Here is a 13,276-nt window from a genome sequence, read left to right as displayed (position 1 = left end):
CGCGCAAGCGAATGATCAAATGGAAAGGGCGCCCATCCGGCGCCCTTTCTCGTTTGATCTCGACAAGCCCGCGACGCGCCCATATCGTACACTAAAGAGTGTTGAGTGATCGGAGGCGGTGATGAGATCGTTCGCCGAATAGTCTCAGACCTAACCGTCGAAACAAAAAAGCCCGCCCCAAACCGGGGCGGGCTTTTTCTGTTTGAATTTGGTAATTCAAGACGGGGAATACCTAAAGAAGCAGCATGCTTTAGTCGTATGCAGCGTCCACTATGAATTCCACCTTAAGTTCGGGCCGCGCCAATTTTGCTTCGCCACACGCCCTCGCAGGTGCGTATCCTGTAGGAACCCAAGCATTCCAGACCTCGTTCAAACCAGCAAAGTCCTTCATATCGGCTAGCCAGATGGTCACACGCAGCATTTTTTCCCGTGATGAACCTGCGCGCTCTAGCAGGTCGTCAATTTTCCCAAGGCAAATACGCACCTGTTCCTGAATGGTATCACCTTCGGCGACTTGCCCGGTCAAATAGGCCACACCATTATGTTTAACGATTTTGGACGATCTCTCGCCGGTTTCGATGCGTTCTATCATTGGAGTGATCTCGCTGTTTCCTGTTTGATGCACGCGTTCATGGTCATAAGATGCCCCGCATGGCAAACGGAAACCGCTTGAGTAACTTTCAGAAAAGTTGAACTGGTCGGGGACGGGGCGGGTCGATAGCATTTTGCCGCGCCTAGGCTAGCTTGCCAGCGACACAGTATACCAGATTGCGCTTTTGCCGTTGAAGTGCTCTCTAGTTGGTTTCAGTGGATTGCATCGGGCGAAACCGCAAGAAGGATACTTCGACATGGACGAAACCGTAGAACGACTGTCCAAACGCCTGAAGCGGCGAGGATATCAGGTTTCGCCAATGAAGGAGACGGGTGCCTATATCGGTAATCTGGGTTTTGAGGTCGAGACAGTATTCGATGTCGGGGTGGCCTCGGGAACCGAGCATTTGTACGAAGCTTTCCCCGCAGCCAAGTTTGTGTTGGTTGAGCCCATTTCGGATTACGAAACCAAGGTACGGAAAAACTGGGGCGACAAGATCGATTTTGATTTCCATGCTTGCGGAGTTGGTGCCGAAAGCGGACAGACGACTCTTCGAATTCCAACGGTCGGCGATCGTTGGCTCGGCACACGGGCAACGATGCAGGAGTTTGACGAAGCGGCAATCCAGCACACCTCGCAAGTTGAAGAGCGACAAGTCCCGGTAAAAACACTGGATGAGATTGCGTCTTCCTACAAGGAACCTTTCGGATTGAAAATCGACACGGAAGGTTTTGAAATCGAGGTTATTAAAGGTGCATCGGAGATGCTAAAAAAATGCACCTTTGTATTGGCTGAAGTCTCTGTACGGCGTCGGTATCATGGCGGTTATAGGTTCAGCGATTTTGTCGCCGCGATGGCAGATCACGGGTTTGAGCTGCACGAATTCGTCAGGCCACCGTCTGCGGAAGCGACCGATTGCGATGCCATCTTTGCCCCTTTCGAAAGCTCAGTGTTCGACTATCAGGATACCAGACTGTCACGTATGGCGGCACGCGTAGCCAAGACATAGTCTAAGGGCATCTTTCCGCATGCAACGCGAGTTGTGTTGTCCGCGAAGGCGTTGAGCCAATCGCGATGGAAGATGGCCTGCGCATTGCGATCCACGAAGGCGGCCGCACCGTCGGCGCCGGTGTTGTGTCGAAGATTGTTGAGTAAGTCGCGCAAGCGAATGATCAAACGGAAAGGGCGTCCCTCGGGGCGCCCTTTCCTGTTTCCGTTTTCAACTTGATATTTAGTTGGCGTTTTGACTTAAGCTCACTCAGCATTCTGCTTTTGGACCGTATATACGAACAAACACTGACGAGAAAATTTTGAACAAAACAACGTTTTTGATCCTCTCTTGCCTCGTATTGTGCGCTTGCACCACGCTTGAAACGACACAAGTTTCTTCAAGAAAAAAGCTGACCATCCTGGGGGACGTTGCTTTGGATGCCGATTGGCATTGCGGCGCAGGCTTTTCAGATCCGAGCTTCAAACGTATCAGTTTGCCTGGCGTTTTCGAAGTTGATTTCATTAGAAACCGGTATCAGGGAGCGCTTAAACCTGACGGTAAAGCGCTTGCAGTATTCGATAGTGAAGAGAACTGTTCGCTATTGATTGAAGCCAATGAAAAGTTTGTTCTTGCGAACGGTGGATTTCCGCTGAAAGAACACATAGGAAAAAGCATGTATGCAGAAATTGCCGCTGCGACTGAAGAGTTCTATCGGAAATGCGAAAACGCTGAGATCAATTCGCGCGTTGACGCCAGCAAAGTCGAGTACCCTTCGTATAATGGCCCGGGTTCAGTTGTCCTAGAGCCGAAGTCCATTTGCGAGATGGAATTGGAAGCCGCCTCTCTAAGGTTTGGAGTTGTCGTTGATGACAAACCTACTGGCCTTTACATTGTGGACGGCAATGCTTTTCTTTGGCTCCCGTATACTGAGTGTTTTGAGCATTCAATTGATACCAATCTGATAAAATGGTGTGAGTAGCTGGAGCGGCATCGATTACACGTGTCGAAATACATTAAACCCCCTTGCCAAACCCCACCAACCCCTGTAGGTCGCGCGAGTTCTCTGTAAGAACATCAAGGCGGGGTGATTCCCGCCTTTTGGGTTCGATGAGGGTTGGCGATGCGCGCTTGTCCTCCTCTCAACCTCAACGCCTGATAAAAGGCTGTTATTATGCAAAGCCAAAATATCCGTATTCGGCTGAAGGCATTTGACTATCGCGTTCTGGATGCCAGCACGCAAGAGATTGTCAACACTGCCAAGCGGACCGGCGCGAACGTGCGCGGCCCGATCCCGCTGCCGAACAAGATCGAGAAGTTCACGGTTCTCCGTGGTCCTCACGTCGACAAGAAATCCCGCGACCAGTTCGAGATCCGTACGCACAAGCGTCTGCTCGACATCGTTGATCCGACCCCCCAGACCGTTGACGCGCTGATGAAGCTCGACCTCGCTGCTGGTGTGGACGTCGAGATCAAGCTGCAGTCGTAAGATCGGAGGGTATAGATTATGCGCTCTGGTATTATCGCAAAAAAAGTCGGCATGACCCGCCTGTTCATGGAAGACGGCAAGCAGATCCCTGTAACCGTTCTTCACCTGGACAACCTGCAGGTTGTTGCACAGCGCACGGACGAGAAGGACGGCTATACTGCTGTTCAGCTGGGTGCCGGTGCTGCCAAGGCAAAACGCACCTCGAAAGCCATGCGCGGTCACTATGCCGCTGCCAAGGTTGAACCCAAGCGTAAGCTGGTCGAGTTCCGCGTCTCCGAAGATGGCCTGATCGAAGTAGGTGCCGAGATTTCGGCAGAGCATTTCCTGGAAGGTCAGAAAGTTGACGTTTCGGGTACTTCGATCGGTAAAGGCTTTGCCGGTGCAATGAAGCGCTGGAACTTCGGTGGTCTTCGCGCCTCACACGGTGTTTCGATCAGCCACCGTTCGCACGGTTCAACTGGCCAGTGTCAGGATCCGGGCAAGGTTTTCAAAGGCAAAAAGATGGCCGGTCACATGGGTGCTGCCCGTGTAACCACCCAGAACCTGGAAGTCGTCAAAACCGACGCCGACCGTGGTCTGGTCTTCATCAAAGGCGCCGTTCCCGGACCGAAATCCGGTTGGGTTACCGTCAAGGACGCCGTCAAGAAGAAAGCACCGGAAGGCCTGCCTTTCCCGGCTGCTGTGAAATCGGCTGCAACCGAAGCACCTGCGGAAGAAGTTCCCGCGGAAGGTGGTGAAGCATGAAACTTGATGTAATCAAACTGGACGGCGGCAAAGCCGGCAACATCGAGCTGGATGCAGACCTGTTCGGCCTGGAGCCGCGCGCGGACATCCTGCACCGTGTGGTCCGTTGGCAGCGTAACAACGCGCAGGCTGGCACCCACAAGGTCAAGACCCGCTCGGAAGTGTCCTACTCGACCAAGAAGATCTATCGCCAAAAAGGCACCGGTGGCGCACGCCACGGCGCCCGTTCGGCACCGATCTTCCGGGGTGGTGGCGTTTACAAAGGTCCGGTCGTGCGTTCGCATGGTCATGACCTGCCGAAAAAGTTCCGTAAACTTGGTCTGCGCCACGCGCTGTCTGCCAAAATGGCAGCTGGTGAACTGGTCGTGATCGAGAACGCCGAAGCCGAAGGCAAGACCGCTGCTCTGGCCAAGCAGGTTGCAAACCTGGGTTGGAAACGCGCTCTGGTCATCGACGGGGCGACCGTGAACGAAGGGTTCCTGAAGGCGTCGCGCAACATCGAAGGTCTGGATATCCTGCCGTCGATGGGTGCAAACGTTTATGACATCCTCAAGCGTGACACTCTGGTGCTCACCAAAGCGGCTGTCGAAGCACTGGAGGCTCGACTGAAATGAGCGCGAAGGCAGAACACTACGACGTGATCCGCAAGCCGATCATCACCGAAAAGTCGACCATGGCGTCCGAAAACGGCGCGGTTGTCTTTGAGGTTGCGATTGACAGCAACAAGCCACAGATCAAAGAGGCCGTTGAGGCACTGTTTGGTGTGAAGGTCAAAGCGGTGAACACCTCTGTGACCAAAGGCAAGGTCAAGCGGTTCCGCGGCCAGTTGGGCAAGCGGAAAGACGTCAAAAAAGCATATGTGACCCTTGAAGAGGGTAACACCATCGACATTTCCACCGGTCTTTGATCGGGCCTGTCTTTGGACAAACCATTAAGACCCCCGCGAAAGCGGGGGTTTTTCTTTAGGTAGTGACACCAAAAGTTGAGCGCCATTCCCAGCGTCTCGAACAGAAAATGATTGCTATGCCGGTGGGGTCGTCTATCCGGTATGGAACAAACAAACGATATGGCAGGCGCATGACCCAATCCACTCTCTCGACCCGGGACAACCCGGATGTGACTGTCGCGCGGGACTGGGTGTCGACGCTGGCCAAATATCGGGAGCCAAGCCAACCGCGTAGCTGGTTCGAGCTGGGGGTTACCTGTGTCCCCTTCATAGCGCTTTGGGCCTTGGCCTGGATGTCTTTGTCGGTGAGCTATTGGCTGGCGCTTGCGATCTCGGTTCTGAACGCGGCCTTTCTGCTGCGCCTGTTTGCCATTCAGCATGATTGCGGTCACGGGGCATTTTTTACGAACCGGACGGTCAGTGACTGGGTCGGTCGGGGGCTCGGGGTGCTGACGTTGACGCCTTACGATGTTTGGCGGCGCACACATTCCTCGCATCACAACTCATCTGGCAATCTGGATAAGCGCGGGATGGGGGACATCCATACGCTGACGGTGGCCGAATACCGGGCGCTGACGCCCTTGAACCGGTTGTTTTACCGGCTCTATCGCCACCCGATCACCCTGTTTGGCTTTGGGCCCGGCTATCTGTTCCTGTTTCAAAACCGCCTCCCGCTTGGCTTGACCGGTATTCCGAAATTCTGGGTCAGCGCGATGGCGACGAACCTGGCCATTCTGACCGCACTGGGGGCCATCTACTATTTTGGTGGCCTGATGCCGGTGCTGCTGATTTTCCTGCCCTCGACCCTGATCGCTGCAACGGCTGGCGTCTGGCTGTTCTACGTCCAGCACCAATTCGAAGAGACGCAATGGGACCCTGATCAGGACTGGCAACTGCACGAGGCCGCCCTGCACGGCAGCTCGCATTACATCCTGCCATCCGTATTGCAGTGGTTCACGGCCAACATCGGCATCCACCACGTACACCATCTGTACAGCCGCATCCCGTTCTATCGCCTGACCGAGGTGCTGCGGGATCATGACGAGTTGGCCAACAGCAACCGGATGACCATCCGCGAGAGCCTCGCCAACGCACGGCTACACCTGTGGGATGAGAAAAACCGCCGCCTGCTGTCCTTTGCCGAAGCGCGCGCGCTGTATGGGTAACGGGATCGCTCAGAGGGTGTGAACGATAGCCGGAAATCCGGTCGTTGCCCCCGGCGTGTGATGCGGATACGGTCGCTCTTATGAAACATGTCCCCAAAGAAACAACAGATGAGGCCCTTATTCAGGAGTTCCTGGATAAAGGAGGCAAAGTCAGCATCGGCAAAACCAAACCCGCGCCCGCTGAGCTGGGTTTGAGCAAGAATGTTTGGAACGCCAAGCTGACCAAAGAAGAGAAGGCCGCGCGCGACAAGAAGTGATCGTGCGGGGCTATGGGTGAGCGTTGAGGCTTCTGGTGTAACACTGGAAAATGGCATCCATTGATGTGTTCGCCAGCCTCTGGTCGGCCTCGTCTTTGGAGAGAGATATTGGGCCCTCGCGAAAGCGGGTTTTTTGTTGTCTCTATCCGCAAGCCGCGCCAGTGACTGCCCGTGGGATGGCGCCGCAGCGACTGATCTGCGCGCTTTATAGTGCCAAATACATCCAACCTCAGAGCGAGGCGCAAACGTCCCCAAGCGCCAGCCCGCCGGGACGGGCAGTCACTGGCGCGGCGGCCTTCGGCCTTGATTCCGCGCTGGATTCGTGTTGCGAAATTGGAAGCATCCCTGATGTTGAGGCGAGATGGGCAGTGCGGTTGTGCCTGTAAGTGACTTTAGTTTATCTCGTTTAGACCGATGTTACGTATTTAATAAATGGCGAAGAATTCAGAGGCGCTTAATTTGAACTACTTTGAATGGGTAAAAGCAGTAGTTGAGGCGCCAGCGAAGGTCGTATGGACTGTACTAGCTGTTAGCTGCACAATACTCCTAGTTGATTATTATTGGCCTGAGCGATTTGCTGGGCTCCCGCCGTGGGCACTGCCGCTGGGGTGGTTGGTATTCATTTTCTTTGGGTGTCTGGCTTTGACCTCTGTAATTAAGGGCCTGCTCTTGTTTGGTGGTTGGACCTTCAAGCTTCTCCGAAGTGCCTCAACATTTGTTGCTGCTCCATTTCGAAGGCGAATGATCAAAAAAAAGCTGTTGGACCTAGAGCTAAGTGAGGTGGAGAAACTTAGCGCAGCTCGTGCAAAGGAAGACAGGGCAGTAAATATCATACCCGACTCAGAAATTGCCATCAGCTTGCTAGGCAAGCGTTTAATTAATCGACCTTCGCTCGTCGTTCCTAATCGCAATGGAACTATAAGTTTCAAAATACCTAGGGAGGTTTGGAGAGTGATGTTATCTTTGGAAGAGTTTCGCTTACATAGCCCGAACGCGTTGCGAAGAGCCTTGGGGCAGCATGGGAATGCGCGTGACCTATTGCGTGCGCTTCCACAAGCTCACCCGGCGGTTATCCGGAAAAACGAAACAAATACGTAGAAGAGTACTGCTAGATGTAGAAACCTGATTGATACCTTGAAGCTTATTCTTGGTCAGGAGTTTTGGATGAAACGAATTTAGACTGCCCTATAGACACCCACCCCCAACACGGCTATATGCACCCAATCTTGCGGCCTCGGATTCGTTCCGGGGCTTCTGATATTTGTAACCGGGGACCTTCGGGGCCCTATACCCTTGGCACCTACGGGGGCCTATCACATAGCGGGGCAATGCCTCGCACTTGCTAAACGGAAGACAGAAAGCATGGCACTCAAGTCGTACAAGCCGACGACGCCGGGCCAGCGCGGGCTGGTGCTGATCGACCGTTCGGAGCTTTGGAAAGGACGTCCGGTCAAGTCTCTCACTGAGGGTTTGACCAAATCGGGCGGCCGGAACAACACCGGACGGATCACTTCACGCCGCCGCGGCGGTGGCGCAAAGCGTCTCTACCGGATCGTTGACTTCAAACGGAATAAATTTGATGTCGCGGCAACCGTCGAGCGGATCGAATATGACCCGAACCGGACCGCGTTCATCGCACTGGTAAAATACGAAGACGGCGAGCAGGCATATATCCTGGCTCCGCAGCGTCTGGCTATTGGTGACAAGGTTGTGGCTTCGGCCAAGGCCGACATCAAGCCGGGCAACGCTATGCCGTTCTCGGGTATGCCTATTGGTACCATTGTCCACAACATCGAGATGAAGCCTGGTAAAGGCGGTCAGATCGCACGTGCGGCCGGTACTTACGCGCAATTCGTAGGCCGCGATGGCGGTTATGCTCAGATCCGTCTGAGCTCGGGCGAGCTGCGCATGGTTCGTCAGGAATGCATGGCCACCGTTGGTGCCGTGTCCAACCCCGACAACAGCAACCAGAACCTCGGTAAAGCCGGTCGTATGCGCCACAAAGGCGTGCGTCCGTCGGTTCGTGGTGTCGCAATGAACCCGATCGATCACCCGCACGGTGGTGGTGAAGGCCGTACCTCGGGTGGCCGTACACCGGTTACGCCTTGGGGTAAGGACACCAAGGGTAAGCGTACTCGCAACAAAAACAAAGCGTCCCAGAAGCTGATCATCCGCTCGCGGCACGCCAAGAAGAAGGGACGTTAATCCATGTCTCGCTCTGTTTGGAAGGGTCCTTTCGTCGATGCTTACGTGCTGAAAAAAGCCGAAGCAGCGCGCGAGTCGGGCCGCAACGAAGTCATCAAGATCTGGTCGCGTCGTTCCACCATTCTGCCCCAGTTCGTGGGTCTGACCTTTGGTGTGTACAACGGCCAGAAGCATATCCCCGTCAACGTCTCGGAAGACATGATCGGTCAGAAGTTCGGTGAGTATTCGCCGACTCGCACCTATTACGGTCACGCCGCTGACAAAAAAGCGAAGCGGAAGTAAGTCATGGGCAAGGAAAAGAACCCCCGCCGCGTGGCTGAAAACGAAGCAATGGCGAAAACGCGCATGCTCCGTACCAGCCCGCAGAAACTGAACCTGGTTGCGCAGATGATCCGCGGCAAGAAAGTTGAGAAGGCTCTGACCGACCTGACTTTCTCGAACAAGCGTGTCGCGCAGGACGTCAAAAAGTGCCTGCAGTCCGCAATCGCCAACGCTGAGAACAACCACAACCTGGACGTCGACGAGCTGATCGTTGCCGAAGCATGGGTTGGTAAGAACCTAGTCATGAAACGCGGTCGCCCCCGGGCCCGTGGCCGTTTCGGCAAGATCATGAAGCCGTTCTCGGAGATCACCATCAAGGTGCGTCAAGTTGAGGAGCAAGCCTAATGGGTCATAAAGTAAATCCGATCGGCATGCGCCTTCAGGTGAACCGCACCTGGGACAGCCGCTGGTACGCCGACACCAAGGACTACGGTGATCTTCTGCTGGAAGATCTGAAGATCCGTGAGTTCATCAACAAAGAGTGCAAGCAAGCCGGCATCGCCCGTGTGATCATCGAACGTCCGCACAAGAAGTGCCGCGTTACGATCCACACTGCACGTCCGGGTGTCATCATCGGCAAGAAAGGCGCGGACATTGAAGTTCTGCGCAAGAAAATCGCCCTGATGACAGACAGCGAATTGCACCTGAACATCGTCGAAGTGCGCAAGCCCGAGCTTGACGCACAGCTGGTTGCCGAGTCTATCGCTCAGCAGCTGGAGCGCCGGGTTTCGTTCCGTCGCGCGATGAAGCGGTCTGTTCAGAACGCCATGCGTATGGGCTCTCTGGGTATCCGGGTGAACGTCGCTGGCCGTCTGGGTGGCGCCGAAATCGCACGGACCGAGTGGTACCGCGAAGGCCGTGTGCCTCTGCACACGCTGCGCGCCGACATCGATTACGCACAAGCCGAAGCGATGACTCCTTATGGGATCATCGGGATCAAGGTCTGGATCTTCAAAGGTGAGATCATGGAGCACGATCCGCAGGCACGTGACCGTAAAGCACAGGAACTCCAGGACGGCCCTGCACCTCGTGGTGCTGGTGGCGGTCGTCGCTAAGGAGGGAAAGATATGCTTCAACCAAAGCGTACTAAATTCCGCAAGATGCACAAAGGCCGGATCAAGGGTGAAGCCAAGGGCGGCTCTGATCTAAACTTTGGCACCTATGGACTGAAAGCTCTTGAGCCTGAGCGTGTAACTGCACGCCAGATCGAAGCTGCACGTCGTGCCATGACGCGTCACATGAAGCGTCAGGGCCGTGTCTGGATCCGCATCTTCCCCGACACTCCGGTTACGGCTAAGCCGATCGAAGTTCGTATGGGTAAAGGTAAAGGTTCGGTCGACCGCTGGGCATGCAAAGTCAAGCCTGGCCGCGTGATGTTCGAAATCGACGGCGTCAATGACGACATCGCCCGCGAGGCCCTGCGCCTGGCTGCGATGAAGCTGCCGATCAAGACTCGCGTCGTGGTTCGCGAAGACTGGTAAGCGACCCGGGGGCGACCCCGCTCGTGACAAGATTGACCCCCGTCGGGAAACCGGCGGGGGTTTTTGGTTTGAGGGCGTTGCTCCGCCACAGCCTCGCAAAACACCCATCGCCTTCATCGAGAGGCTGGTTTAAGACAGGCCCATGGCACAGATTGAATCACTTTTTGTCACCCGTCTTTATCGCGCAGCTTTGTCCGAGTTTGATCCCAAGATCGACCCGGAGGAGCTGGAAAGCTCCTGTCTTGTCATCGCCGAGGATGATGAGGCCGGGCAGGAATGGTGCGAAGAAAACGGCTATCCCGGCTACACCAGCTATGCCTCGCTGACCGATCTGCCCTGGCGGTTCCCGATCTTTGCCGATCTGGTTAAGGTGCTGGACCAGCACGTTGCAGCTTTTGCTAAGGATCTGGAGTTTGATCTGGGTGAGGGTGAACTAAAGCTTGAAGACCTTTGGATCAACATTTTGCCCGAGGGCGGAATGCACTCCAGCCACCTGCACCCACATAGCGTGATCTCGGGCACGACTTATGTTTCGATGCCCGAAGGTGCTAGCGCGCTGAAGCTTGAAGACCCGCGCTCGGGCCGGATGATGGCAGCGCCCACGCGTATGAAAGGGGGCCGTCGGGACCTGCAGCCTTTCATTTATGTGAAGCCTCTGGTTGGAGATGTTTTGCTATGGGAGAGCTGGTTGCGCCACGAGGTGCCGATGAACATGGCCGAGGATGAGCGGATTTCCGTCAGCTTTAACTATAAATGGGACTAGCACGGTCGTTTAAGGGACTCTGATTCAAAGGAATGTGTGAAAAGTTCTTGCATTGTGTCGTCAGATAAACGATGTGGAGGGCGCTTACGTTTTTCTTTTTCGACCACTGTCTCCCGAATATCGGCGTTCAGTCTTTCGATCCAGACCGACAACGCCGCGCTGTCGCAATTCCGCGGACAGCAATTTACTAGGAGACTACGGATATGGCCAACGGCACCGTAAAATGGTTCAACACAACTAAAGGTTTTGGCTTCATCGCACCGGAGACCGGTGGCAAAGACGTGTTTGTACACATCTCTGCTGTCGAGCGCTCGGGTCTGACCGGCCTGGCCGACGACCAGAAAGTAACGTTCGACATCGAACCCGGCCGTGACGGTCGTGAGTCGGCTGTGAACATCGCTCTGGCGTAAGTCACTCAGACTTAGACAGTTGAAGACGCGGTCTCGTGCAAACGAGGCCGCGTTTTGCGTTTGTGAGTGGGATGTCTACATGCTGTAATGGCTGGTGCATTCAACGCACCTGTCAACGAGGCCTAGGGTGGCGGGATTAATGCCAGCTTTTCTATTTTGTGGGAGTAAACCATGGGCGCGCCAAAACCAGCAAAGGTTGTACTAGCGGTTTCACTTTTTTTGGCGTTGGCCGTCGCACCTGCACTTGCGACGTGCCCAACCCGTGTAGATGTCGGTAAAGGCGTCTGGTTGGACTATGGCGGAACATGGCTTTTACGAGTTCAAACCGTTGTTGAGACGGGGTTTGTCGTTGAGTTGAGAACCGAAGACTCTAGGCGCATAGGTTTCGCTAGCCACTACGCGCATCCTTTGCTGTTCGGCGAGACCTTTATGAAGTTCACCGCCTCAAAGCGTTCATACGAGCAATCAGTTAGTTCCTTAGATGACCTAGAGCAGCAAAAAGAGTGGCAGTCAGGCTTCACGATACAAGATGGCGATAAAGAAGCCTTACTCGGCACTGTAACGGTTGAGTTCCAGAAAAATCGAATTGAACGGGTTGGAACGTGTAAATACAAAGTTTGGGAAGTTCTGGTGCGTGAGCATGTATCAGGGGATGACGAACGAACGGTAAAGGTGCTGTATTCTCCAGAGCTAAAGATAGTTTTGAAGCAGGCGCATATGCTGCCGAACTCTGGATTGGTTTGGGGAAGAGGTTTCGATGGAATTCGCTCCAAGAGCGAATAGGCTTCCAAATTCGGTTCAAACATCTCGTGCCCGTCGCTGGTTGCTCAAGTGAGCAGAGCGCTAAAAACGGCCTCTCGATCAATCCTCCATACTTTCCCTTGCCACCCACCCCAGAACCCCCTATAGAGCGGCATCTTGCGTTCCCCCGGCCGAGTCGGGGGATTCGTATGTCTATCATTCATCCACCAGGTCAAAGGTGACCCTGCATAGGGGCCTTCTGGTGTTTTGAGCAAAGGAAAAGGCGATGAACGCCCAAGAACTGCGTGACAAGACCCCTGACCAGCTCCGCGAGGAACTGGCCAACCTGAAGAAAGAAAGCTTTAACCTGCGCTTTCAACAGGCAACCGGTCAGATGGAAAGCACCGCTGGCATCAAAGCGGCCCGCCGCAACGCCGCCCGCGTTAAAACCATCCTGAACGAAAAGGCCGCTGCTGCGGCATCGGAGGAGTAATCCTATGCCTAAGCGTATCCTTTCCGGCACCGTAACGAGCGATGCCAACGCACAGACTGTAACCGTATCCGTCGAGCGCCGCTTTACGCATCCGGTTCTGAAGAAAACCATCCGTAAGTCCAAGAAATACCGGGCTCACGATGAAAAGAACGCCTTCAAGGTCGGCGATACAGTTCGCATCATCGAATGCGCGCCGAAATCGAAGACGAAACGTTGGGAAGTTCTGGAAGCGTAAGCCTCTGGGATTTTCCCATTTGTCGAAACCCTGGGGGATCTAACAAGACCAGCCCCCACAGGTCGGGAGAAACCACATGATCCAGATGCAGACCAATCTGGATGTCGCTGACAACTCCGGCGCACGCCGAGTTCAGTGCATCAAGGTCCTGGGTGGTTCCAAGCGTAAATACGCCTCTGTAGGCGACATCATTGTCGTCTCGGTGAAGGAAGCCATCCCACGCGGCCGCGTAAAGAAAGGTGACGTCCGTAAGGCCGTCGTCGTACGCACCGCCAAAGAAGTCCGTCGTGAAGACGGCACCGCGATCCGTTTCGATCGCAACGCCGCCGTCATTCTGAACAACAACAACGAGCCTGTAGGTACTCGTATCTTTGGCCCTGTTGTTCGTGAACTGCGCGCGAAGAACTTCATGAAAATCATCTCGCTTGCTCCGGAGGTGCTGTAA

Annotated in this window: 20 protein-coding genes and 1 pseudogene; 20 read left to right on the top strand and 1 reads right to left on the bottom strand. The window is 54.7% G+C overall.

Annotated features, from left to right (window positions below; genetic code table 11):
• Window positions 1–250: 250 nt before the first annotated feature.
• A complete protein-coding gene (locus tag AC2FJW_RS05425; protein WP_496699245.1) occupies window positions 251–592 on the bottom strand; it encodes a RidA family protein in 342 nt (113 codons plus the stop codon).
• Window positions 593–848: 256 nt separating this feature from the next.
• Between AC2FJW_RS05425 and AC2FJW_RS05420 the strand changes: the two genes are divergently transcribed.
• The 20 genes and pseudogenes from AC2FJW_RS05420 to rplN all read left to right on the top strand — a co-directional run bounded on the left by AC2FJW_RS05420 (window position 849) and on the right by rplN (window position 13,276).
• A complete protein-coding gene (locus AC2FJW_RS05420) occupies window positions 849–1,601 on the top strand; it encodes an FkbM family methyltransferase (protein WP_271951961.1) in 753 nt (250 codons plus the stop codon).
• A gap of 44 nt (window positions 1,602–1,645) precedes the next feature.
• A pseudogene (locus AC2FJW_RS05415) lies at window positions 1,646–1,747 on the top strand (EF-Tu C-terminal domain-related protein); the annotation flags it as partial.
• 155 nt (window positions 1,748–1,902) lie between these two features.
• The gene (locus AC2FJW_RS05410) at window positions 1,903–2,562 is read left to right on the top strand and encodes a hypothetical protein (protein ID WP_142639798.1); all 660 of its coding nucleotides are present in this window, start codon (window positions 1,903–1,905) and stop codon (window positions 2,560–2,562) included.
• Window positions 2,563–2,754: 192 nt separating this feature from the next.
• Window positions 2,755–3,069, top strand: coding sequence for a 30S ribosomal protein S10 (gene rpsJ, locus AC2FJW_RS05405; protein WP_008756422.1), 315 nt, complete (start codon window positions 2,755–2,757; stop codon window positions 3,067–3,069).
• A gap of 18 nt (window positions 3,070–3,087) precedes the next feature.
• Window positions 3,088–3,813 (top strand): 50S ribosomal protein L3, encoded by a 726-nt coding sequence (gene rplC / locus AC2FJW_RS05400; protein ID WP_271951966.1) that lies wholly within the window; start codon window positions 3,088–3,090, stop codon window positions 3,811–3,813.
• Window positions 3,810–4,427: a 50S ribosomal protein L4 gene (gene rplD / locus AC2FJW_RS05395; protein WP_050605826.1), complete on the top strand. Its 618-nt coding sequence runs from the start codon at window positions 3,810–3,812 to the stop codon at window positions 4,425–4,427. Before rplC ends, rplD begins: the two co-directional genes overlap by 4 nt.
• Window positions 4,424–4,720, top strand: coding sequence for a 50S ribosomal protein L23 (locus tag AC2FJW_RS05390; RefSeq protein ID WP_142639794.1), 297 nt, complete (start codon window positions 4,424–4,426; stop codon window positions 4,718–4,720). The genes rplD and AC2FJW_RS05390 overlap by 4 nt, the downstream gene beginning before the upstream one ends.
• Window positions 4,721–4,890: 170 nt before the next feature.
• The gene (locus AC2FJW_RS05385) at window positions 4,891–5,925 is read left to right on the top strand and encodes a fatty acid desaturase (protein ID WP_496749423.1); all 1,035 of its coding nucleotides are present in this window, start codon (window positions 4,891–4,893) and stop codon (window positions 5,923–5,925) included.
• 80 nt (window positions 5,926–6,005) lie between these two features.
• Window positions 6,006–6,182, top strand: coding sequence for a hypothetical protein (locus AC2FJW_RS05380; protein WP_176797675.1), 177 nt, complete (start codon window positions 6,006–6,008; stop codon window positions 6,180–6,182).
• A gap of 1,362 nt (window positions 6,183–7,544) precedes the next feature.
• On the top strand, window positions 7,545–8,387 hold the full coding sequence (gene rplB, locus AC2FJW_RS05375; protein WP_271951974.1) for a 50S ribosomal protein L2: 843 nt from the start codon (window positions 7,545–7,547) through the stop codon (window positions 8,385–8,387).
• Between the two features lie 3 nt (window positions 8,388–8,390).
• Entirely contained in the window at window positions 8,391–8,669 is a 279-nt protein-coding gene (rpsS, locus tag AC2FJW_RS05370; RefSeq protein ID WP_005980699.1) for a 30S ribosomal protein S19, read from the top strand.
• 3 nt (window positions 8,670–8,672) lie between these two features.
• Window positions 8,673–9,053, top strand: coding sequence for a 50S ribosomal protein L22 (rplV, locus tag AC2FJW_RS05365; protein WP_039538267.1), 381 nt, complete (start codon window positions 8,673–8,675; stop codon window positions 9,051–9,053).
• Window positions 9,053–9,763, top strand: a complete 711-nt coding sequence (rpsC, locus tag AC2FJW_RS05360; protein ID WP_037311761.1) for a 30S ribosomal protein S3 — start codon at window positions 9,053–9,055, stop codon at window positions 9,761–9,763. The genes rplV and rpsC overlap by 1 nt, the downstream gene beginning before the upstream one ends.
• A gap of 12 nt (window positions 9,764–9,775) precedes the next feature.
• Window positions 9,776–10,189: a 50S ribosomal protein L16 gene (gene rplP / locus AC2FJW_RS05355; protein ID WP_085823145.1), complete on the top strand. Its 414-nt coding sequence runs from the start codon at window positions 9,776–9,778 to the stop codon at window positions 10,187–10,189.
• Window positions 10,190–10,331: 142 nt separating this feature from the next.
• Window positions 10,332–10,952 carry a 2OG-Fe(II) oxygenase family protein gene (locus AC2FJW_RS05350; RefSeq protein WP_496749422.1) on the top strand — a complete coding sequence of 207 codons (621 nt, stop codon included), beginning with the start codon at window positions 10,332–10,334 and terminating at the stop codon, window positions 10,950–10,952.
• Window positions 10,953–11,155: 203 nt separating this feature from the next.
• The gene (locus tag AC2FJW_RS05345) at window positions 11,156–11,362 is read left to right on the top strand and encodes a cold-shock protein (RefSeq protein ID WP_010437077.1); all 207 of its coding nucleotides are present in this window, start codon (window positions 11,156–11,158) and stop codon (window positions 11,360–11,362) included.
• Between the two features lie 171 nt (window positions 11,363–11,533).
• On the top strand, window positions 11,534–12,145 hold the full coding sequence (locus AC2FJW_RS05340) for a hypothetical protein (RefSeq protein WP_142639789.1): 612 nt from the start codon (window positions 11,534–11,536) through the stop codon (window positions 12,143–12,145).
• Between the two features lie 244 nt (window positions 12,146–12,389).
• Entirely contained in the window at window positions 12,390–12,596 is a 207-nt protein-coding gene (gene rpmC / locus AC2FJW_RS05335) for a 50S ribosomal protein L29 (RefSeq protein ID WP_074736205.1), read from the top strand.
• A 4-nt stretch (window positions 12,597–12,600) separates the two neighbouring features.
• Window positions 12,601–12,831, top strand: a complete 231-nt coding sequence (gene rpsQ / locus AC2FJW_RS05330) for a 30S ribosomal protein S17 (protein WP_037311742.1) — start codon at window positions 12,601–12,603, stop codon at window positions 12,829–12,831.
• A 76-nt stretch (window positions 12,832–12,907) separates the two neighbouring features.
• Window positions 12,908–13,276, top strand: a complete 369-nt coding sequence (rplN, locus tag AC2FJW_RS05325; protein WP_005621870.1) for a 50S ribosomal protein L14 — start codon at window positions 12,908–12,910, stop codon at window positions 13,274–13,276.

The sequence above is a fragment of the Ruegeria sp. CDSA020 genome (assembly GCF_059612345.1).
The sequence above is the reverse complement of the archived record's forward strand: the minus strand, read 5'-3'. Positions and strand labels throughout refer to the sequence as shown.

What these genes read in the sequence shown, in the direction of transcription:
- AC2FJW_RS05425 (WP_496699245.1), bottom strand. Translation starts at nt 592, where the DNA reads ATGATAGAACGCATCGAAACCGGCGAGAGATCGTCCAAAATCGTTAAA.
- AC2FJW_RS05420 (WP_271951961.1), top strand. Translation starts at nt 849, where the DNA reads ATGGACGAAACCGTAGAACGACTGTCCAAACGCCTGAAGCGGCGAGGA.
- rpsJ (WP_008756422.1), top strand. Translation starts at nt 2,755, where the DNA reads ATGCAAAGCCAAAATATCCGTATTCGGCTGAAGGCATTTGACTATCGC.
- rplC (WP_271951966.1), top strand. Translation starts at nt 3,088, where the DNA reads ATGCGCTCTGGTATTATCGCAAAAAAAGTCGGCATGACCCGCCTGTTC.
- rplD (WP_050605826.1), top strand. Translation starts at nt 3,810, where the DNA reads ATGAAACTTGATGTAATCAAACTGGACGGCGGCAAAGCCGGCAACATC.
- AC2FJW_RS05390 (WP_142639794.1), top strand. Translation starts at nt 4,424, where the DNA reads ATGAGCGCGAAGGCAGAACACTACGACGTGATCCGCAAGCCGATCATC.
- AC2FJW_RS05385 (WP_496749423.1), top strand. Translation starts at nt 4,891, where the DNA reads ATGACCCAATCCACTCTCTCGACCCGGGACAACCCGGATGTGACTGTC.
- AC2FJW_RS05380 (WP_176797675.1), top strand. Translation starts at nt 6,006, where the DNA reads ATGAAACATGTCCCCAAAGAAACAACAGATGAGGCCCTTATTCAGGAG.
- rplB (WP_271951974.1), top strand. Translation starts at nt 7,545, where the DNA reads ATGGCACTCAAGTCGTACAAGCCGACGACGCCGGGCCAGCGCGGGCTG.
- rpsS (WP_005980699.1), top strand. Translation starts at nt 8,391, where the DNA reads ATGTCTCGCTCTGTTTGGAAGGGTCCTTTCGTCGATGCTTACGTGCTG.
- rplV (WP_039538267.1), top strand. Translation starts at nt 8,673, where the DNA reads ATGGGCAAGGAAAAGAACCCCCGCCGCGTGGCTGAAAACGAAGCAATG.
- rpsC (WP_037311761.1), top strand. Translation starts at nt 9,053, where the DNA reads ATGGGTCATAAAGTAAATCCGATCGGCATGCGCCTTCAGGTGAACCGC.
- rplP (WP_085823145.1), top strand. Translation starts at nt 9,776, where the DNA reads ATGCTTCAACCAAAGCGTACTAAATTCCGCAAGATGCACAAAGGCCGG.
- AC2FJW_RS05350 (WP_496749422.1), top strand. Translation starts at nt 10,332, where the DNA reads ATGGCACAGATTGAATCACTTTTTGTCACCCGTCTTTATCGCGCAGCT.
- AC2FJW_RS05345 (WP_010437077.1), top strand. Translation starts at nt 11,156, where the DNA reads ATGGCCAACGGCACCGTAAAATGGTTCAACACAACTAAAGGTTTTGGC.
- AC2FJW_RS05340 (WP_142639789.1), top strand. Translation starts at nt 11,534, where the DNA reads ATGGGCGCGCCAAAACCAGCAAAGGTTGTACTAGCGGTTTCACTTTTT.
- rpmC (WP_074736205.1), top strand. Translation starts at nt 12,390, where the DNA reads ATGAACGCCCAAGAACTGCGTGACAAGACCCCTGACCAGCTCCGCGAG.
- rpsQ (WP_037311742.1), top strand. Translation starts at nt 12,601, where the DNA reads ATGCCTAAGCGTATCCTTTCCGGCACCGTAACGAGCGATGCCAACGCA.
- rplN (WP_005621870.1), top strand. Translation starts at nt 12,908, where the DNA reads ATGATCCAGATGCAGACCAATCTGGATGTCGCTGACAACTCCGGCGCA.